This window comes from Rhodocista pekingensis (assembly GCF_042665545.1).
Lineage (GTDB): Bacteria > Pseudomonadota > Alphaproteobacteria > Azospirillales > Azospirillaceae > Rhodocista > Rhodocista pekingensis.
In genome coordinates this window covers 1-17,063 of the sequence record NZ_JBHTCM010000012.1, presented here as the reverse complement: position 1 = coordinate 17,063, position 17,063 = coordinate 1, and the positions used below count along the sequence as shown (strand labels likewise).

Below are 17,063 nucleotides of genomic sequence, written 5' to 3'. Positions count from 1 at the left end.
GCGTGCCGGACCGGTGCGCCGCCCGTTGCCGTTCCTGGACACTGTTGCGACCGACGGGAGGAACGGATGGACGCGGACGGCGGCGTGAGCGGCGATGTGATGTGGTTCCTGGCGATGCTGATCGCCGTCTTCGCGGTGGCGGCCATCGTCACCGTCGTGGCGCAGCGCCGGCCCCGCCGCACGGCGGTGGAGGCGATGCCGGACCGGACGGCGGGCGAACGGCCCCGTTGATCCCGGCAGCCCCCCGCCCTATCCCTTCAGGGAGGGGGAGGACGGGCCATGACGCTGGTGCTGCTGCTGGGGATCGCGGGTCTGGTTCTGGCGGGGGCGCTCTGGCTGCTGAGCCAGCCGTCGCAGCCGTCCGACGACGACATCCTGGCCCGCTTCGACGCCATCGACGGCTTCACCGTCACGGAGCGCCATGCCCATGACGGCTCCGGCCTTGCCGCGGACGAGACGTGCGGCCGGATCGCCGTGCTGGGCAAGGGCCGGCCGCAGATGGTGCTGCTGGGACCGCGCGATCTGGCCGCCTGGCACTACCTGCCGAAGGACGGGGCGTTCGAGATGGAGCTGACCTCCCGCCGCCACCCGCAGCCCTTCGTCGTCAGCTTCCGCCGCTCGGCCACGGCGGACGAATGGATCAGGATCCTGAAGAAGACGGCCGAGGGGCGCTGACGCTCAGGCCGGGACCGGCACGTCCATGTTGTCCAGCAGGCGCGTGGTCCCCAGCCGGGCCGTGCAGATCACCCGCGCCGGCCGGTCCAGCCGCAGCAGCGGCTCCAGGCTGGCGGCATCGACGACGGCGAGATAGTCCACGGCATCGAATCCGGCCTCCAGCAGCGCCGCCCGCGCGCGGGACTCCACCTCGGCCACGGCACCCGGGTCCGCCGCCAGCCGCTCCACCACGCCGCGCAGGGTGCGGTTCAGCGCCGCCGCCACGGCCCGCTGCGCCGGGGTCAGATAGGCGTTGCGGGAGGAGAGCGCGAGGCCGTCCGCCTCCCGCACCGTCGGCACACCCTTGATCCGCACCGGAATGTCCAGGTCCGCGACCAGCCGCCGGATGACCTGGAGCTGCTGGTAGTCCTTCTCCCCGAAGCAGGCGACGTCGGGCAGGACCTGGAGCAGCAGCTTCGTCACCACCGTCGCCACGCCGCGGAAATGGCCGGGCCGGAACTCCCCCTCCCAGCGCCGCGACAGGGCCTCGACCTCCACGCCCGTGGCGAAGCCGGGCGGGTACATGGTGGCGACATCGGGCGCGAACAGCAGGTCGCAGCCGGCGGACGCCAGCTTGGCCGCGTCGCCCGCCTCGTCCCGCGGGTAGCGGGCGAAATCCTCGCTCGGGCCGAACTGGGCGGGGTTGACGAAGACGGAGGCGACGACCCGGTCGGCCAGCCCGCGCGCCCGGCGCACCAGGGTCAGGTGGCCGTCGTGCAGGGCGCCCATGGTGGGCACCAGCGCGACCCGCAGACCCTCGCGGCGCCACAGGGCGACGCGGGCGCGGAGGTCGGAGACGCTGCGGACGGTGTCGAGCGGCGGATGATCGGGCGTCTGGTTCATGGCGGCGATGTAGGACGGCGCGGCAGTGCGCGCAACCTCAATCCGCCAGCCGTGCCTTGATCAACCGCAGCACGGTGCCCAGCACCGGCAGGCGCTCATAGAGCTGTTCGGCCGCGTCCCAGTGGTCGATGTGGCTGACGGCCCGGCCGGCATGGTCGAAGCGCACCTCCGACATGCCCTCGATGCTCCAGGGCCGCGGGCCGCGGCTGCGGAAGGTCAGGGTCCAGCGCAGGAACGCCGTCTGGCCGCTGATGGCATGGTCGCGCACGATGAAGCGCGGAGTGTCCACCCGCTGGAACATGCGGCCGAACACCAGCTTCAGCCGGTCGCGGCTGCGGAACTCGTTGAACGGGTCCTTGAAATGGATGTCCGGCACGGACAGCCGGTCCAGCCGGTCCAGCGTATCGGGGGTCAGCTCCTCGAAGTAGCGGACATAGGCGTCGAGCGCCGCTTGCACCGGCACAGGCTCGGCCATGCGCTCAGCCTCCCTTCGGCATCGCCCGGCGGGCGAGCGCGAAATAGGCCGGGTACGGCAGGCAGCGCAGCCGTTGCAGCAGGAAGGTGAAGCGGCGCGGGAAGGTGATCTCGAACCTGTCGCTCTTCATCTCCGCCACCATCCGTTCCGCCGCGTCCTCGACAGGCATCAGGAAGGGCATGGGGAAGTCGTTCCTGTCCGTCAAGGGAGTCCTGATGAAGCCGGGATTGACGAGCTGGGTCTTGAGGCCGAATCGCTCGATATCCATCTTCAGCGACTCGGCCAGATTGATCAACGCCGCCTTGCTGGACCCGTAGGCCAGCGCCCGCGGCAGGCCGCGGTAGCCGGCCACGCTGGAAACGATCACCAGATGCCCGCGGCGGCGCGCGATCATCGCCGGCAGAACCGCCTCCAGGCAGTGGACGGTGCCCATCACGTTCAGCTCATGCGTGGCGCGGAACGACGCCGCGTCCAGGCTGTCGGCGGCATCGGGCTGATAGGTCCCGGCGTTCAGCACGGCCAGGGCGATCTCCCCGTGCCGCTCCCGGATCTCCGCCACGGCGCGGCCGACCGCGTCGCGGTCGGTCACGTCCAGGGCCAGCGGCACGATGCGGCCGGGCTTCGGCGCCCGTTCCGCGATGGCGGCCAGCACCTCGGCCCGCCGGGCACTGATGACGACGGTCCAGCCCTCGCGGGCGAGCCGCAGCGCGACATGCTCGCCGATACCGCTGGAGGCCCCGGTGACCCAGGCGACCCCGTCGCCCGGCCGGGGGGTGTAGGGGCTGCTCATGCGTCTTTCTCCAGAAGGGAGGGCTGCGCGGACGGCGCCGGAGGGTCGGCGGTCCCGAGCCCGGCCAGGAAGCGGGCGGCATCGGCCCGGACCGCGTCCTGCGTGGCCGGGGCCATGCGGTCCAGCGTCCGGTAGATCATGGCCATGCGGGGGTTGCCCTGCAACCGTTCCCGCTGGTCCATCAGAAAGCTCCAGTAAAGGAAATTTAACGGGCAGGCATCGGGACCCGTCGTCCGGCGCACGTCGAAGCGGCAACGCCCGCAGTAGTCGGACATGCGGTCGATGTATTTCCCGCTGGCGGCATAGGGCTTGGACGCCATGACGCCACCGTCGGCATGCAGCACCATGCCATGGACATTGGGCAGTTCCACCCATTCGAAGGCATCGGCGTAGACGGCCAGATACCAGTCCTCCACCTGCCGCGGGGCGAGCCCCGCCAGCAGCGCGAAATTGCCGGTCACCATCAGGCGTTGGATGTGGTGGGCATAGGCCTCGCGCCGGGTCTGGTCGATCACCTGGCGCAGGCAGGTCATCGGCGTCTCCCCCGTCCAGAAGAAGCCGGGCAGGTCGCGCGTGGCCCCCAGGGCGTTCGTCTCCGCATAGGCCGGCATGCGCAGCCAGTAGAGGCCGCGGACATATTCGCGCCAGCCCAGGATCTGGCGGATGAACCCCTCCGCCGCGTTCAGCGGTACCCGGCCGGCGCGGTATTCCGCCTCCACCCGGCGGCAGACGGTGCGGGGGTCCAGCAGCCCGATGTTCAGGTAGGGGGAGATGACGGCGTGGAACAGCGTGTCCTGCCCCGCCGCCATGGCGTCCTGGTAGTCGCCGAAGTGCCTGAGGGCGTGACGCACGAAATGCTCGAAGGCGGCCTCCGCCCCGGCGGCCGTGACGGCGAAGCGGAACGGCTCCAGCTCCCCGAACCTGTCCGGGAAGCGCGCCCGCACCAGGGCCAGCACCTCCGCCGTCAGGGCGTCGGGCGGCTCGCTGAAGCGGGGCGGCGGCTCCAGCCCCCGCGGCAAGGGTCGGCGGTTCTCGGCGTCGTAGTTCCAGGCGCCGCCCTCCGGCTCCCCGTCGGGCGTCAGCAGCAGGCCCGTCTCCCGCCGCATCTCGCGGTAGAAGAACTCCATGCGGAACTGCCGGCGGCCCGCCGCCCAGGCGCGGAAGCGGCGCGGCGGGCAGAAGAAGCGGTCGTCGTCGCGGATCTCCACCGGCACGCCTGCCGCGGCCTCCCAGCCCTTCATGTCCGTCCAGACGCGCCACTCGCCGGGGAAGGTCACGACGATCCGGTCAGGCCGGTGCCGCTCCACCGCGCGCAGCAGCTCGCCGCGGAAGCTGCCGCTGTTCCCCGGATCGTCCAGCCGGACATGGTCCACCCGCACGCCCTCGGCCCGCAGTCCCGCGGAGAAATGGCGCATGGCCGCCAGGATCAGGGCGATCTTCTTCGGATGGTGGGGGACGTACTCCGTTTCCGCCGCCACCTCGGCCAGCAGCACGGTGTCGGCATCGGGGTCCAGCCCGCGCAGGGAGGAGATGCCCCGGCCAAGCTGGTCGCCGAGAACGAAGCGGAGGGTGCCGGGCATGTCAGAGGGACGGGGCCACGGCCTGGGGTGTGACGGCCTGCGGTGTGGTGGCCTGGGACGTGTCGGCCTGCCGCGTGCCTGCTGGCGAGGCGGGGGTCGGCTGGGAAAGGCCGCCGGGCGTGTCCAGCCGGTAGACGATGTCCTGCCCCTTGGCGCGGAAGGCCAGCTTCACCCAGGCGTCGGCGTCGTCGTACCAGATGTCCACGAAGTCCGTCGCGCCCGGCTGGTTGCTGAGGAAGTGAACGCGGAAGTGCCGCGCCTCCACCACGCCACCGGCCGCCGCCACGGGCTCGGCACCCAGCGGTTCCACCCGCACATCCATCAGCACGCCGCGCTGCGTGTCCAGCAGGCGCGTGGTGCCGACGGTGCGGATATTCCAGTAGCTGGTCGGCACCACGTCGGCCGGCGCCAGCAGCGCCCCGCGGGAGCTTTCCACGGCGAAACCCTCGGGCGTGGCCCGGCCGCGTACCCAGTGCCGCTTGCCGTCATCGTCCGTGCCGGTCTCCAGCGAGACGAGGCGGTCGCCCTGCCAGACCTCGCGGTTCGTGTGGACGTAGCGGTAGGCGGTGAAGAAGGCGACCTTCACCTCGAAGCGGATCTCCTTCTCCACCACCAGCCGGTCGCCGTCTCGGCGGAAGTCCAGCCGGTGCCAGCCCATCGTGCTGTCGCCGTTGCGGAAGACGCTGAAAGCCAGCCGGCCCGCCGCCGGCACCGTCGCCGCCGTGGCTGCCGTCATCCCCGCCGCCAGCAGCAGCGCTACCAGAAGACCCGCCCCGATCCGCGCCGGCATGCGCCGCCTCCGTCTCTTCCGCACCCGCGCAGAGAGGTAGGGCTCATCCCTTGTTCCGCAATGCCGCTCCCCCTGGTCGGGCGCGACAGACGTCCCGGAATGTAATAAGGTAACAGCATCGGATCGACCAACCGCGTCCATCATGACCCAGGCCGGCACCATGCCCCCGCCCGCGACAGCCCCCGGCTCCACCCCCACGCCCCGCGCGCCGCTGCGCAGCCATTCGGCGCACGACCATGGCGCCTGCATCGAGGAGGCCATGGAGCGTGCCCGGACCCTGTGCGCCGGGCGCGGCGCGCGGCTGACCCAGTTGCGTGAGCGGGTGCTGCGGCTGGTCTGGTCCAGCCATCGGCCGCGCGGCGCCTATGCCGTGCTGGACGACCTGGCGCAGCAGGACGGGCGCACGGTGGCGCCGCTGACGGTGTACCGGGCGCTGGACTTCCTGGTGGAGCAGGGCCTTGTCCACCGGATCGAGAGCCTGAACGCCTATATCGGCTGCACCGAGCCCGGCCAGACCCATGCCGGCCAGTTCCTGGTCTGCCAGTGCTGCGGCAACGCCGCCGAGCTGAACGACCCCGAGATCGCCCGCGCCGTGGCCGAAGGGGCCAGGGCGCGCGGCTTCACCGCGGTCCGCCAGACCGTGGAGGTGATCGGCACCTGCCCCGCCTGCCGGGGGGCCTGACCGCCTCTGTTCCCCGTTACCATCGCACGCGACACCGCAAGCTCCGGGATTGCATCACCGTGACCGACCAGCAGCAGCCCCCGTCCCCGCCGCCGCGCCTGCCCGTCTCCGTCCTGACCGGGTTCCTGGGCAGCGGCAAGACCACGCTCCTGTCGCGGCTGATCCGCGACCCCGCCATGGCGCGCACCGCCGTCATCATCAACGAGTTCGGCGAGGTCGGCCTCGACCATCTGCTGGTCGCCAAGGCCGACGAGAACACGGTGCTGATGGATTCGGGCTGTATCTGCTGCACCATCCGCAGCGATCTGGCCGACACGCTGCGTGACCTCTACATGCGGCGGCTGCGCGGCGAGATCACCGAGTTCGACCGCGTGGTGATCGAGACGACGGGGCTGGCCGACCCCGCCCCGATCCTGCACACGCTGATGACGGACCCGCTGATCGCCTCCCGCTTCCGGCTGGACGGGGTGGTGACGACGGTGGACGCGGTCCACGGCATGGGCCAGCTCGACGCGCACGAGGAAAGCCTGAAGCAGGCCGCCGTCGCCGACCGGCTGGTGCTGACCAAGACCGACCTTGCGGCACCGGAGAAGGTGGCCCGGCTGAAGGCGCGGCTGAAGGCGATCAACCCGGCCGCCGCCGTGGTGGATGCTCAGACCGGCGGCGCGCTGGCGGTGCTGCTGTTCGATGCCGGGCTCTACAACCCCGCCACCAAGTCGCTGGATGTGCAGCGCTGGCTGAAGGCGGAGGCCTACGAGACCCACGGGCACGATCATCACGGACATGACCACGGCCATGACCATGACGACGGTCACGACCACAGCCATTGCGACCACGCGCACGGCCACTGCGACCATGACCACGATCATGAACACGGGCACGACCATGGGCACGACCCCAACCGGCACGGCGATGCGATCCGCTCCTTCTGCCTGACGGCCGAGGGCCGGCTGTCCTGGGAGGCGCTGGTCAGCTTCTTCGAGACGCTGGCGCAGTTGCAGGGGGAGAACATCCTTCGCGTGAAGGGTCTGCTGAACGTGGAGGAGTCCGACCGCCCGATCGTCGTCCACGGCGTACAGCACCTGTTCCACCCGCCGGTGCAGCTCGACGCCTGGCCGAGCGACGACCACCGCACCCGCATCGTCTTCATCGTCAAGGACCTGTCGCGGGAGGTGGTGGAGACGCTGTTCCGGGCCTGCACCGGGCAGGGGTCCGCCCCCACCTGACCCGCCGGCCGGAGTCCGGCCTGCTGACGCAGAACGGGGCGGCACCGTGTGGCGCCGCCCCGTCCCCTCCGGTTCCCCTGCCGGCCGGAGTCCGGCCCGATCAGTCCTGCTGCTGGCCGAACAGGCCGACCATGGACTCCTCCATCTGCTCGTAGGTGAAGGTCGGCAGCGCCATCACTTCCTGCTCGCTCATCGCCAGCTTCAGGACACCGGCCTGCGGGTCGATGCTGGCCTGCTCCCACGGGACCAGGATGTTCGCGCCGCCCATGCCTTCCGTACCCCGGGTCAGGACGACCCCGCGGACGCGGCCGGAGCTGCGGTCGATCACCAGATCCTCGACAGAGCCGATCTCGCTGCCGTCGGAGAGCTGGACCCGCTTGCCCAGCAGTGCCTCTGCCTGGGCCAGTGTCTGCTGCGGTTGCGCCGAGCCGGCGCTGCCGCCGGACTGTCCGGACTGGCCGGACTGCGGCTGGCCCTGGGCGGCGGACTGCTGCCCCTGCCCCGCCGACGGACCGGCGCTGCCGGCCTGGGCGCTGGCGGACTGGGACCCGGCCGACTGGGACCCGGCGGACTGACCGCTGCCGACCTGGGCGCTACTCGACTGACCGCTGCCGGCCTGGGACCCGGCCGTCTGCCGGCTGCCGGACTGCGCGCCGGCCTGCGTTCCCGACGTCTGCTGCGGACCGGATTCCTGCACGTTGGCAGCCTGACCCGTGGCGGCCTGACCGCTCTGGGCGCCGCCCTGGGCGCCTGCCGGCCGGTCCGCCGCGACGGCGGCGCGTTGCAGGAGCTGGAGTTCGCTCTGCACCTGGGCGATCTGCTGCGCGGCCTGCTGCCCGCCGCCCTGGCCCAGGGCCTGCTCGGCCTTCTCCACCGCCTGCATGGCGCGGCCGGTGTCCGCATGCCGGCTGAGATCACCCAGCGTCTGCCGGACCTGGGTCAAGGCCGAGCGCACCTGGGCGAGCTGTTCGTCGCTGGCCTTGCCGCCGCCCTGGCCGAGCTGCTGCTGTGCCTGTTGCAGCCGCTGCGAGGCACGCTGCAAGCGTTCCGCGTTACTGACGTTCGCCAGATCGGCCGGCGGCTGGCCGCCCGGCGGCAGAGTCAGGGTATCCTCGCGGTCCGTATCGCCGACAGGCCGCTGCGCGGCTCCCGGGGCCGTACCGCCGGGCTGCGCCTGGGCCAGGGATGAAGCGCCGATCACCGCCGCCAGGGCAGTGCCGAACAACAGCCGATGTCGCATGGGGGGTCCTCCTGGAGTCTGATGGGCCGGCGTTGGTGCGGGCGTATCGCCGGAGACGCGCGGGCCGGACAACGCACGGCCGGGGGCGCCGCATACCGGGACGATCCGCGCCTTCCCCAACCGCCGCCCGGCCCGGGAGTTCCGCTTTTTCGGGGTACGGCTTACGCCGGGGTCAGCCGCCGTCCCGGCCCCCGGATACGCTGGACGACCGTCCAGCGGAGGGACGCCCGGATGCCGCCTGCCCCGTTTCCGCGGAGCCCGGAAGCGGCGCGTCGACGCCGGAGATGCCCTGGTCCTGCATCTCCTCCCCGATCGCCTCGGGGACGTCGGGCAGCGGCGGGTCCGCGGCCGGATCGTCGGCGATGTTCACGCCGGGCGCCCCGCCCGGCACCGCTCCGGCAGGACGCCGGCCATCCGCGGACGCAGGGGGCGCCGTTTCCGCGGCCCAGTCGCCCCCGGTCACGCCGACACCCGGGTCCGCCGTCGTGACCGGCGCTTCAGGTCCCGTCAGGGTCTCCACATTGTCGCCGGCGCGCTGGCGCTCCAGCTCCTGCGCCGCCTGCTCCTGGGGCGCGGGCACGACGGTGCCGGACGGGGCGGGCCGGTCCCCGGCGGACTGGGCGACCGTGGCCGGGGCGGCGAGAAGAAGGGTGAGGAGAAAGGCGACGGCAGGCGGAACGGGAACGGTGCGTGGCATGGGCGACTCCGGACCGGTTGCGGGTCGGGACGGTCGGGCGCCTGCCCGTGTCCCGCTCGCCTGGGTCAACCGGCCGCCGTCGGCCCGGTTCCCGGATGCCGCCACAGCGCCGCGGTCAGTCGCGGAGCAGGTCCAGGGTCGTGCCCTCGCGGGCGGCGAAGGCCGTCGGCATCCGCTCCCGGGCCGCCCGTTCGATCGCCGTCATGGTGGCGTCGTCATGATCGGGGTCGTGGTGGAACAGGCAGAGCCGGCGTGCCCCCGCTTCCTGGCAGAGCTTCACGCCCTCCGACCAGGTGGAATGGCCCCAGCCGCGCCGCTGCTCGAATTCCTCATCGGTGTAGCTGGCGTCATAGATGACCATGTCCGCGCCTTCGATCAGGCGCAGGATGTTGGTATCCATCAGCCCCGGCACATGCTCGGTGTCCGTGACATAGCAGACCGACCTGCCGGCGCACTCGATGCGGTAGCCGATGGCGCCGCCGGGGTGATTCATCGACGCCGTGCGGATGGTGATGCCCCGGTCGATGTCCAGCACGTCGCCGGGCTGGATCCAGCTGAAGCGGAGATCGGCCCGCATCGTCTCCAGCGGCACCGGAAACAGCGGCGATTCCATGCAGGTGGCGAGCGCCTCGCTGATGCAGGCGACGCCTTCGAGGTGGCCGCCCAGGATGTCCATGCTGAAATCCGGGCAGTAGGCCGGCTCGAAGAAGGGAAACCCCGTGATGTGGTCCCAGTGCGTGTGGGTCACCAGCATCGTGGCGTGTTTGATCCCGTCGCGCCGCAGATGCTTGCCGGCGGCGCGCAGGCCCGAGCCGGCATCCAGCAGCAGCGTCCTGTCACCGGCCTGCACTTCGACACAGCTCGTATTGCCGCCAAAGCCAAGATGTGACGCATAGGCGCAGGGGAACGTGCCGCGCACGCCCCAGAAAGTGACTCGGAAGTCCATTTCCGCCCCTTGGTCCGGACCCCTCCGGACCCTGTCTCAGTAGACTGAAGGATAGAGCAGGCGCCCGGCCGGAAGTGTGACCGCGCGCACAGGGTCAGACCCAGGGGCCACCCCGACGACGCGACCCTGCCCCGCGCGGGCGCTGGCCTGCCCCGCTCGGGTGGCTGTCTGACCGCGCCCCCTCATCGTCCGGACAGGAGCCCGTTGCGGGCGGCCGCCCGCGCCTCCGCGATGCGGTTGTCCAGCCGGTCGTCGTCCAGGCCCTCGGGTTCCTGGTGGATGCTGAAGTCCGCCGACGGGAAGGCCTCGCGCAGGCGCAGCTCGATCTCGTCGGTGATGTCGTGCGCTTCAGCCAGGGTCAGGTCGCTGTCCAGTTCCAGGTGGAAGTCGATGTGCTGGCCGACCCCGGTGGAGCGGGTGCGCAGGTCGTGCAGGCCCCGCGCCTGCGGGTGCGCCAGGACCAGCGCCACCACCCGCGCCCGGTCGTCGTCGGGCAGTTCCCTGTCCATCAGGACGTCCAGCGCCGTCTCGGCGATGCGCAGGGCGTTCCAGACCAGGAAGCCGGCGATGCCCAGGGCGAACAGCGGGTCCCAGTACCCGGCCCCGGTAACCCGGGTCAGCACCAGGGCCGCGATCACGGCCAGGTTCATCAGCAGGTCGCCGCGGTAGTGCAGGCTGTCCGCGTCGATGGCGATGGAGCCCGTGCGTTCGATCACCCAGCGCTGGAAGGTCACCAGCCCCGCCGTCATGACGATGGCGAAGATCATCACGGCGATGCCCAGGCCGGTGGAGTCCACGGGGCGGGGATCGACCAGCCGGCCGATCGCCTCATAGCCCAGGAAGACGGCCGACCCGGTGATGAAGGCGGACTGCGCCAGCGCCGCCAGCGGTTCGGCCTTGCCGTGGCCGAACCGGTGCGCGGCATCGGGCGGCGTCAGCGCCTGCGCCACGCCCAGCAGGGTGACGACGGAGGCGAGCGCATCCACGCTTGAATCGATCAGCGAGGAAAGGATGCTGACGGACCCGGTGCCCAGATAGGTGGCGAGCTTCACCGCGATCAGCGTCAGCGCCACGGCGATGCTGGCATAGGCCGCCCGCCGCCGCCAGCGCGCCGCGCTTTCCCGGTCCTGCATGCGATCGGTGTTCATGACGCCCCGATGTGCTTTCCCGACAGGCCCCGCGGCTGCGGAAGCCCGGCTTCCCGGCTTTCGCGCGCCGGGACCTTACGGGTAGAGGCGCTGGCAGGTCCAGCCCGCCGCCGAGAGCCGGTAACGGAAGCGATCGTGCAGGCGGAACTCGCCATCCTGCCAGAACTCGATGTCGTCCGGCAGGACACGGTAACCCGACCAGTGCGGCGGCCGCGGCACCTCCTGCCCGTCGTAGCGGGTCTCCGTCTCGGCCACGCGGCGCTCCAGCACGGCGCGCGACTCCAGCGGACGCGACTGCTGCGAGGCCCAGGCGCCGATGCGGCTGCCGCGCGGGCGGGAGGCGAAATAGGCGTCGGCCTCGGCCTCCGTCACCGGCTCCACGGCACCCTCGATGCGGACCTGACGGCGCAGGCTCTTCCAGTGGAAGCAGAGCGCCGCCACCGGCCGCGCCGCGAGCTGGAGCCCCTTGCGGCTTTCCGTGTTCGTGTAGAAGACGAAGCCGCGGTCATCCAGCCTTTTCAGCAGGACGATGCGCACGCTGGGCCGGCCGTCGGCATCGACGGTCGCCAGCGACATGGCGGTGGGATCGTTGGGCTCGGTCCGCTCCGCTTCCGCCAGCCAGTCGCGGAAGAAGAGGAACGGATCGGCGGGGGCCTCGGCGGGCGACAGCGGGCTGGGCGCGGCATTCATGGCGGTGACCTGTGTCATAGTTGCGCCGGAATTGCCCACGACAATAGGGATCATTAAATCCTTGTCCATGCCCGGAGCCGCATGGCAGACGTCCCGACCGGAGTTTCGGTTACCCGAAGGCCGGCGGTCCCGCCCAGCGCATCCGCAGGCTTCCCTCAAGAGGCAGCACCATGATCCGGAAAGTCGTTCTCGTCGCCGTCACCGCCGCCATGCTGGCCGGCTGCACGTCAACGGGAGGTCAGAAGCAGGGGGCGGGCGCCGTCCTCGGCGGTCTTGCCGGCGGTCTCGCCGGTTCGCAGATCGGCGGGGGCTCGGGCCGCCTGTGGGCGACCGGCGCCGGCGTGCTGCTCGGTGCGCTGATCGGGTCCGAGGTCGGTGCCTCTCTCGACCGCGCCGACCAGTTGGCGCTGGAGCGCAACACCCGCACGGCCTGGGACCGCTCCACCCCGCTGAACCAGCCGATCATCTGGGACAATCCCGACAACGGCAACCGCGTCGTCGTCACCCCGACCCGGGAGGGCCGCACCCAGGCCGGCGCCTATTGCCGCGAGTTCCAGCAGCGCATCACGGTCGGTGGCCGCAGCGAGGAAGCCTACGGTCAGGCCTGCCAGCAGCCCGACGGCTCCTGGAAGATCGTGAGCTGACCGGCGCGGGACAGCGTTCCCTTCCTGATCACCGGCCCGCCGCTTGACCGGCGGCGTGGCCGGCGTAGGATGCCGGGACAACCTGTCCTATAAATTGCGGTGACCATGCGCGATCCCTACCAAATCCTCGGCGTCGGTCGGACAGCGTCCGCCGAGGAGATCAAACAGGCATATCGGCGTCTGGCCAAGCAGTACCACCCGGACCTCAATCCGGGCCGCACGGACATCGAGCTGAAGTTCAAGGAAGTGAACGGCGCCTACAGCCTGCTGTCGGATGCCGACAAGCGGGCGCGCTTCGACCGCGGCGAGATCGACGCCGCAGGCGCGGAGCGGCCGGACCGTTCCTTCCGCCGCGCCTATGCCGGCGCCGGCCGCGACGATCCCTTCGACTTCTCCGACGACCCGTTCGCCGATCTGTTCGGCGCCAGCCGCCGCCGCTACAGCACGGGCGGCAAGGGACGCGGATCGGATGTCGCCTATTCCGTCACCGTCCCCTTCACCGACGCCTGCCTGGGCACGAAGCGGCGCCTGACCCTGTCCACGGGCAAGAGCATCGACGTCACGATCCCGCCGGGCACCCGCGACCAGACCAAGCTGCGCCTGAAGGGCCAGGGGCTGGCCGGGATCGGCGGCGCCCCGGCGGGCGATGCCATCGTGGAGGTGCATGTCGACCCCCATCCCTACTTCGTCCGCCGCGAGGACGACATCCATCTGGATGTGCCGGTGACCTTGCAGGAGGCCCTGCTGGGCGCCACCATCAAGGTGCCCACGCTGGACGGGCTGGTGGCGGTGAAGGTGCCGAAGGGGTCGAACACCGGCAGCGTGCTGCGGCTCAAGGGCAAGGGGGTCTTCAGCCCCGAGCGCAAGGCGCACGGCGACCAGTACGTGAAGCTGACCGTGGTTCTGCCCGAACGGCCGGACGCGGATCTGACCGCCTTCGTGGAGAAGTGGGCGAAGTCCCACGACTACGACGTCCGGCGCAAGGCCGGGCTGGGCTGACGGAACCCGGCGGCGCGGGCATCCCGGCACCCGATCGCGGTCGCCGGGACTCCGGAATCAGCGCACCCGCCGCACCTTCATCATCGTCGCCCCGTCCTCCGGCACCATGGCATAGCTGCCGAACAGGCCGGGTTTGACGGTCACGGTCATGCCGGTCTTCAGCCGGATGGCGGCAGCCTCGCGCTGCATCCAGACTTGGCCGTTGTCCAGCGTCACCAGCAGGCGGCCGGTGGACGGGTCGCGGCCGACCTCCGTAACCGTGGCGGTCATGCGGACCGGCTCCGCCCCCGGCTCGGTCGCGCGGGGAAGCTGTTCGGCGGCGAAGGACTGGTCGGGCGCCGCCGCCGGGGGAGCGGGCACGGCCCCCACGCGCGGCGCGACCCCGGACGAGGCCGCCGGCGGCACGGTGGCCCGCAGCGCCGGAACGGTGCGGTTGAAGCAGGCCAGCCGCTCCGGACCGTCGGGCAGGTCGAGGCAGCCGAGCACGGCGGCCACGGGCGGAACGGGTTGGGCGGAGGCGGGAGCCGCGGCCAGCAGAACCGGCAGGCCGAGCAGCAGGACCGGAAGGGACGGACGGCGCATCGTGGCTCTTGGGAAGGGTCGGGTGTGTCCCGCAGGCTAGCGCCCCCGTTCCCTTTTGGCGAGAGACTTCCCTTCCGTTACAAGCCCTTCGCACTGCCTGCCCGCCATAAAAAAGGTGATTATATACTTTACAAACCCATGCTGGGGCGCTACCGTCGGGGCATAGAGGAGACGCCCCTATGTCCGTCCTGTCCGCCCCGTACTTCCACGACGAAGCCGCTGCTTACGCGAAACTGGAGAGCATCGTGTGGCCGAACGGCCCGATGTGCCCGCACTGCGGCGGCGTGGAGCGGATCGGAAAGCTGGCGGGCAGCGCGACCCGGATCGGCGTCCACAAGTGCTACCAGTGCCGCAAGCAGTTCACGGTGAAGGTCGGCACGGTGTTCGAGTCCAGCCACGTTCCGCTCTACAAGTGGTTCCAGGCCTGCTACCTGCTCTGCTCCTCCAAGAAGGGCATCAGCTCTCACCAGCTCCACCGCGTGCTGGAGGTGACGTACAAGACGGCTTGGTTCATGACGCACCGTCTCCGTGAGGCGATGAGCGTCCTCGGCTTCGAGCCGATGGGCGGCGAGGGCGAGACGGTCGAGGTGGACGAGACGTTCATCGGCACCGACCGCACCATAAAGCCGCATGGTGAGAAGAAGGGCCGTGGCTACGCTCACAAGTTCAAGGTGCTGGCGCTGGTGGACCGCAAGACGGGCCGCGCACGTTCCATGGTGGTGGACAGCCTCAAGGCGAAGGACTTGACCCCGATCCTCAAGGCGAACATCGCCCCGGAAAGCACGGTCTGCACCGACGAAGCCGGTCAGTACGTCCACCTGTCCCGCGAGTTCGCTGCCCACGGCGTGGTTCGCCACAACAAGGGTGAGTACGGTCGCGGCCCTGTCCACACGAACACGATCGAAGGCTATTTCAGCATCTTCAAGCGGGGCATGAAGGGCGTGTACCAGCACTGCGCCAAAAAGCACCTGCATCGCTATCTGGCGGAATTTGAATTTCGGTACAATGAGCGTAGACTCACTGACAGTGAGCGGGCATCTGTTGCCCTCGCTGGGGTCGTCGGCAAGCGGTTGATGTACCGGGACTCGTTCGTAACGAACTAAGTCATTCCGGCAGGCGGCAAATGGATGACGTTCAGAAGTATGTGTTCAAGATTAAGGGGGAGTACACGATAGGTACTCTCCCGATGAGTCGTCTTGCCGAATACATGGCCGATCTTGCGCGGATGCTGGGCGAGCCATCCAAAGTGCATTTCGTCGAGTTGGTGCGCAGCAGTATTGGACTCGTCCACTCTGTTGAGCGGGATGCAAGCCCGCTTGTTGATGCCAGGATAGACGACATTGAGCAGGGCACGGCAGATGTCGTCCACATGGACGCCTATCGCGCTTTGAACAAGAAGCTTCGTGAAGACCGGAGCGTGGGCGAGCTCCAACCTGTCGGGCGAGATGCCAGGGTTTTGATGTTTCCGGGCAAAGATGCCCCCGAGCCGGTGAAGTTATCCGGCGTACCCGGTGCGGGCAGCATAGATGGCACAATCATCCGCGTTGGAGGAACGCGCGACGAGATACCGGTTTGCGTCCAGTCCGGGCATGTTGTCCATGCACGTTGCGTCGCCTCTAAGGCCCTTGCCAAAGAGTTGGCGAGATTCCTCTTTGAAGGGGAGTTGAGGCTTTATGGCCAAGGCAAATGGGCGCGGGACGAGGACGGCATCTGGACGCTTCAGAGGTTCGCAATCAGAAGCTTCGAACCATTGGATATGACGCCCCTGACTTCCGCGGTCGCTGAGCTAAGGGCGATAGAAGGCGCGGACTGGGCCAGTGCGGACGACCTGTGGCGTGAAGCCATGGAAATCCGGCATGGGGGGGCGCTGCACTGATGGTCGTTTTCGACACCACTACGCTGCTTGTTCTGATTGCGCCACCCGACCTTGTGCGGGTAATGGCGCCCGGTAACCGGCCAGTTCCTGACGCACGCGAGCGCCTGGACTACCTTGTTGCTCGGCTCCAGACAGACAAGACCAAGATTAGCATCCCTACACCAGCCCTCAGCGAAGCCTTGGTGCGGGCAGGCAGGGCGGGATTGGCCTATGTGGAGAAGTTGTCCAAATCTGCGGCTTTCAGCATAGACTCTTTTGACATACTGGCGGCCCAAGAGGCGGCAATCATGTGCAGTGAGGCCCGCGCGGCCGGTGACAAGCGAGGGGGAGCGCAGGGCGATTGGCAGAAGGTGAAAGTAGACAGGCAGATCGTCGCGATTGCGAAGGTCCGTCGCGCGGCCACCATCTACTCCAATGACGCAGACATCAGAGCCATGGCGCCGTCTGCTGGGCTGTCTGTCGTGGGTTTGGAGGAGTTGCCCTTGCCGCCCACGCCTCCCAAACGTGACATGCCGTTGCTTGATTATATGACGGATGCCAATGGCTGATTCCGGCGAACAACTGAAACGCTTCAAAGAAGCGGCCCGCGAACTCGAATGCGACGAATCCGAAGCCGCCTTTGAGGACAAGCTCAGGCGGATAGCCAAGGTGAAACCCGGCCCCGAGCCGAAGGCTGGAAACGACGAAGCCCCGGAGTGATCCGGGGCTTCTTGATTCAGGAGTGAGGCATGAACATTGCCGATATGCTGGGAACCCGCGCTCCCGGCCTGCCCGCCGATGCGCTCATCGCACCCGAAAGAAGCATAGGGGATGGCATGGGGGGCAAGAAAGCCCCTTTCCTCCGCCAAGCGATCCAGCTCGACAGCATTGACCCGGACGTGCGCATGAGCTGCCCCCTTAGCGGAGAGGCATCCCACTTTGTCATGTCCAGTGGACAGGCGCCTTTCTGAGCGGAGGAGATCAGGGGGGCAGGTCAACATCAATATATCCGCGCCGCCAAGGAAGCCGCGATGGATCAATGCGCGATAGGAAGTTGACAATATCAGTGCGTCCGTAAAGGCGCCGGTTGTTCTCTCCTATTAGAGCGGTTTCCGGGCGACAGGAGTCGTTAGGGATTCCCATGGGCCTGATTTTGTGATTC

22 protein-coding genes are annotated in these 17,063 nt (G+C 69.4%); 11 read left to right on the top strand and 11 right to left on the bottom strand.

The window, feature by feature from the left end; genetic code table 11:
- Nucleotides 1–66 precede the first annotated feature (66 nt).
- Complete coding sequence (locus tag ACFQPS_RS13115; RefSeq protein WP_377359668.1) at nt 67–231, top strand: hypothetical protein; 165 nt, start codon at nt 67–69, stop codon at nt 229–231.
- Nucleotides 232–279: 48 nt separating this feature from the next.
- Nucleotides 280–675 (top strand): hypothetical protein, encoded by a 396-nt coding sequence (locus ACFQPS_RS13110; protein WP_377359666.1) that lies wholly within the window; start codon nt 280–282, stop codon nt 673–675.
- 3 nt (nt 676–678) lie between these two features.
- On the opposite strand, the gene panC is transcribed toward ACFQPS_RS13110, so the two are convergent.
- The 5 genes from panC to ACFQPS_RS13085 are packed head-to-tail and all read right to left on the bottom strand — an operon-like array spanning nt 679 to nt 5,192.
- Nucleotides 679–1,557 (bottom strand): pantoate--beta-alanine ligase, encoded by an 879-nt coding sequence (panC, locus tag ACFQPS_RS13105; RefSeq protein ID WP_377359664.1) that lies wholly within the window; start codon nt 1,555–1,557, stop codon nt 679–681.
- Between the two features lie 37 nt (nt 1,558–1,594).
- Nucleotides 1,595–2,032: a nuclear transport factor 2 family protein gene (locus ACFQPS_RS13100; RefSeq protein ID WP_377359662.1), complete on the bottom strand. Its 438-nt coding sequence runs from the start codon at nt 2,030–2,032 to the stop codon at nt 1,595–1,597.
- A gap of 4 nt (nt 2,033–2,036) precedes the next feature.
- Nucleotides 2,037–2,822, bottom strand: coding sequence for an SDR family NAD(P)-dependent oxidoreductase (locus tag ACFQPS_RS13095; RefSeq protein ID WP_377359660.1), 786 nt, complete (start codon nt 2,820–2,822; stop codon nt 2,037–2,039).
- The gene (locus tag ACFQPS_RS13090) at nt 2,819–4,402 is read right to left on the bottom strand and encodes a cryptochrome/photolyase family protein (protein WP_377359658.1); all 1,584 of its coding nucleotides are present in this window, start codon (nt 4,400–4,402) and stop codon (nt 2,819–2,821) included. The genes ACFQPS_RS13095 and ACFQPS_RS13090 overlap by 4 nt, the downstream gene beginning before the upstream one ends.
- A 1-nt stretch (nt 4,403) precedes the next feature.
- Nucleotides 4,404–5,192 carry a DUF6134 family protein gene (locus ACFQPS_RS13085; RefSeq protein ID WP_377359657.1) on the bottom strand — a complete coding sequence of 263 codons (789 nt, stop codon included), beginning with the start codon at nt 5,190–5,192 and terminating at the stop codon, nt 4,404–4,406.
- Between the two features lie 160 nt (nt 5,193–5,352).
- Here ACFQPS_RS13085 and ACFQPS_RS13080 point away from each other — a divergent pair, with 160 nt between their 5' ends.
- Both ACFQPS_RS13080 and ACFQPS_RS13075 read left to right on the top strand, forming a co-directional pair.
- Nucleotides 5,353–5,874 (top strand): Fur family transcriptional regulator, encoded by a 522-nt coding sequence (locus ACFQPS_RS13080; protein ID WP_377359655.1) that lies wholly within the window; start codon nt 5,353–5,355, stop codon nt 5,872–5,874.
- 59 nt (nt 5,875–5,933) lie between these two features.
- On the top strand, nt 5,934–7,100 hold the full coding sequence (locus tag ACFQPS_RS13075; protein ID WP_377359653.1) for a CobW family GTP-binding protein: 1,167 nt from the start codon (nt 5,934–5,936) through the stop codon (nt 7,098–7,100).
- 100 nt (nt 7,101–7,200) lie between these two features.
- Here ACFQPS_RS13075 and ACFQPS_RS13070 read toward each other — a convergent pair whose 3' ends face one another.
- From ACFQPS_RS13070 to pdxH, 5 genes are all read right to left on the bottom strand, one after another.
- Nucleotides 7,201–8,340, bottom strand: coding sequence for a PRC-barrel domain-containing protein (locus ACFQPS_RS13070; RefSeq protein ID WP_377359652.1), 1,140 nt, complete (start codon nt 8,338–8,340; stop codon nt 7,201–7,203).
- A 172-nt stretch (nt 8,341–8,512) separates the two neighbouring features.
- On the bottom strand, nt 8,513–9,037 hold the full coding sequence (locus tag ACFQPS_RS13065) for a hypothetical protein (protein ID WP_377359650.1): 525 nt from the start codon (nt 9,035–9,037) through the stop codon (nt 8,513–8,515).
- Nucleotides 9,038–9,152: 115 nt separating this feature from the next.
- On the bottom strand, nt 9,153–9,983 hold the full coding sequence (locus tag ACFQPS_RS13060) for an MBL fold metallo-hydrolase (protein WP_377359648.1): 831 nt from the start codon (nt 9,981–9,983) through the stop codon (nt 9,153–9,155).
- 182 nt (nt 9,984–10,165) lie between these two features.
- Entirely contained in the window at nt 10,166–11,131 is a 966-nt protein-coding gene (locus ACFQPS_RS13055) for a cation diffusion facilitator family transporter (RefSeq protein WP_377359647.1), read from the bottom strand.
- A gap of 75 nt (nt 11,132–11,206) precedes the next feature.
- Nucleotides 11,207–11,821, bottom strand: a complete 615-nt coding sequence (pdxH, locus tag ACFQPS_RS13050; RefSeq protein ID WP_377359774.1) for a pyridoxamine 5'-phosphate oxidase — start codon at nt 11,819–11,821, stop codon at nt 11,207–11,209.
- A 170-nt stretch (nt 11,822–11,991) separates the two neighbouring features.
- Between pdxH and ACFQPS_RS13045 the strand changes: the two genes are divergently transcribed.
- Together ACFQPS_RS13045 and ACFQPS_RS13040 are read left to right on the top strand one after the other, a co-directional pair.
- Nucleotides 11,992–12,465 carry an RT0821/Lpp0805 family surface protein gene (locus tag ACFQPS_RS13045; protein ID WP_377359646.1) on the top strand — a complete coding sequence of 158 codons (474 nt, stop codon included), beginning with the start codon at nt 11,992–11,994 and terminating at the stop codon, nt 12,463–12,465.
- Nucleotides 12,466–12,570: 105 nt separating this feature from the next.
- Nucleotides 12,571–13,464: a DnaJ C-terminal domain-containing protein gene (locus ACFQPS_RS13040; RefSeq protein ID WP_377359644.1), complete on the top strand. Its 894-nt coding sequence runs from the start codon at nt 12,571–12,573 to the stop codon at nt 13,462–13,464.
- Between the two features lie 57 nt (nt 13,465–13,521).
- On the opposite strand, the gene ACFQPS_RS13035 is transcribed toward ACFQPS_RS13040, so the two are convergent.
- On the bottom strand, nt 13,522–14,046 hold the full coding sequence (locus ACFQPS_RS13035) for a hypothetical protein (protein WP_377359642.1): 525 nt from the start codon (nt 14,044–14,046) through the stop codon (nt 13,522–13,524).
- Nucleotides 14,047–14,225: 179 nt separating this feature from the next.
- Here ACFQPS_RS13035 and ACFQPS_RS13030 point away from each other — a divergent pair, with 179 nt between their 5' ends.
- Genes ACFQPS_RS13030 through ACFQPS_RS13010 form a run of 5 tightly spaced genes read left to right on the top strand, consistent with a single transcriptional unit; the run spans nt 14,226 to nt 16,872 of the window.
- A complete protein-coding gene (locus ACFQPS_RS13030; RefSeq protein ID WP_377359640.1) occupies nt 14,226–15,149 on the top strand; it encodes an IS1595 family transposase in 924 nt (307 codons plus the stop codon).
- A 20-nt stretch (nt 15,150–15,169) separates the two neighbouring features.
- Nucleotides 15,170–15,922, top strand: a complete 753-nt coding sequence (locus tag ACFQPS_RS13025; RefSeq protein ID WP_377359638.1) for a hypothetical protein — start codon at nt 15,170–15,172, stop codon at nt 15,920–15,922.
- Complete coding sequence (locus tag ACFQPS_RS13020; RefSeq protein WP_377359636.1) at nt 15,922–16,470, top strand: hypothetical protein; 549 nt, start codon at nt 15,922–15,924, stop codon at nt 16,468–16,470. The genes ACFQPS_RS13025 and ACFQPS_RS13020 overlap by 1 nt, the downstream gene beginning before the upstream one ends.
- Nucleotides 16,463–16,621, top strand: coding sequence for a hypothetical protein (locus ACFQPS_RS13015; protein WP_377359635.1), 159 nt, complete (start codon nt 16,463–16,465; stop codon nt 16,619–16,621). Before ACFQPS_RS13020 ends, ACFQPS_RS13015 begins: the two co-directional genes overlap by 8 nt.
- Before the next feature lie 29 nt (nt 16,622–16,650).
- On the top strand, nt 16,651–16,872 hold the full coding sequence (locus ACFQPS_RS13010; protein ID WP_377359633.1) for a hypothetical protein: 222 nt from the start codon (nt 16,651–16,653) through the stop codon (nt 16,870–16,872).
- Nucleotides 16,873–17,063: the final 191 nt, after the last annotated feature.

What these genes read in the sequence shown, in the direction of transcription:
- ACFQPS_RS13115 (WP_377359668.1), top strand. Translation starts at nt 67, where the DNA reads ATGGACGCGGACGGCGGCGTGAGCGGCGATGTGATGTGGTTCCTGGCG.
- ACFQPS_RS13110 (WP_377359666.1), top strand. Translation starts at nt 280, where the DNA reads ATGACGCTGGTGCTGCTGCTGGGGATCGCGGGTCTGGTTCTGGCGGGG.
- panC (WP_377359664.1), bottom strand. Translation starts at nt 1,557, where the DNA reads ATGAACCAGACGCCCGATCATCCGCCGCTCGACACCGTCCGCAGCGTC.
- ACFQPS_RS13100 (WP_377359662.1), bottom strand. Translation starts at nt 2,032, where the DNA reads ATGGCCGAGCCTGTGCCGGTGCAAGCGGCGCTCGACGCCTATGTCCGC.
- ACFQPS_RS13095 (WP_377359660.1), bottom strand. Translation starts at nt 2,822, where the DNA reads ATGAGCAGCCCCTACACCCCCCGGCCGGGCGACGGGGTCGCCTGGGTC.
- ACFQPS_RS13090 (WP_377359658.1), bottom strand. Translation starts at nt 4,402, where the DNA reads ATGCCCGGCACCCTCCGCTTCGTTCTCGGCGACCAGCTTGGCCGGGGC.
- ACFQPS_RS13085 (WP_377359657.1), bottom strand. Translation starts at nt 5,192, where the DNA reads ATGCCGGCGCGGATCGGGGCGGGTCTTCTGGTAGCGCTGCTGCTGGCG.
- ACFQPS_RS13080 (WP_377359655.1), top strand. Translation starts at nt 5,353, where the DNA reads ATGCCCCCGCCCGCGACAGCCCCCGGCTCCACCCCCACGCCCCGCGCG.
- ACFQPS_RS13070 (WP_377359652.1), bottom strand. Translation starts at nt 8,340, where the DNA reads ATGCGACATCGGCTGTTGTTCGGCACTGCCCTGGCGGCGGTGATCGGC.
- ACFQPS_RS13065 (WP_377359650.1), bottom strand. Translation starts at nt 9,037, where the DNA reads ATGCCACGCACCGTTCCCGTTCCGCCTGCCGTCGCCTTTCTCCTCACC.
- ACFQPS_RS13060 (WP_377359648.1), bottom strand. Translation starts at nt 9,983, where the DNA reads ATGGACTTCCGAGTCACTTTCTGGGGCGTGCGCGGCACGTTCCCCTGC.
- ACFQPS_RS13055 (WP_377359647.1), bottom strand. Translation starts at nt 11,131, where the DNA reads ATGAACACCGATCGCATGCAGGACCGGGAAAGCGCGGCGCGCTGGCGG.
- pdxH (WP_377359774.1), bottom strand. Translation starts at nt 11,821, where the DNA reads ATGAATGCCGCGCCCAGCCCGCTGTCGCCCGCCGAGGCCCCCGCCGAT.
- ACFQPS_RS13045 (WP_377359646.1), top strand. Translation starts at nt 11,992, where the DNA reads ATGATCCGGAAAGTCGTTCTCGTCGCCGTCACCGCCGCCATGCTGGCC.
- ACFQPS_RS13040 (WP_377359644.1), top strand. Translation starts at nt 12,571, where the DNA reads ATGCGCGATCCCTACCAAATCCTCGGCGTCGGTCGGACAGCGTCCGCC.
- ACFQPS_RS13035 (WP_377359642.1), bottom strand. Translation starts at nt 14,046, where the DNA reads ATGCGCCGTCCGTCCCTTCCGGTCCTGCTGCTCGGCCTGCCGGTTCTG.
- ACFQPS_RS13030 (WP_377359640.1), top strand. Translation starts at nt 14,226, where the DNA reads ATGTCCGTCCTGTCCGCCCCGTACTTCCACGACGAAGCCGCTGCTTAC.
- ACFQPS_RS13025 (WP_377359638.1), top strand. Translation starts at nt 15,170, where the DNA reads ATGGATGACGTTCAGAAGTATGTGTTCAAGATTAAGGGGGAGTACACG.
- ACFQPS_RS13020 (WP_377359636.1), top strand. Translation starts at nt 15,922, where the DNA reads ATGGTCGTTTTCGACACCACTACGCTGCTTGTTCTGATTGCGCCACCC.
- ACFQPS_RS13015 (WP_377359635.1), top strand. Translation starts at nt 16,463, where the DNA reads ATGGCTGATTCCGGCGAACAACTGAAACGCTTCAAAGAAGCGGCCCGC.
- ACFQPS_RS13010 (WP_377359633.1), top strand. Translation starts at nt 16,651, where the DNA reads ATGAACATTGCCGATATGCTGGGAACCCGCGCTCCCGGCCTGCCCGCC.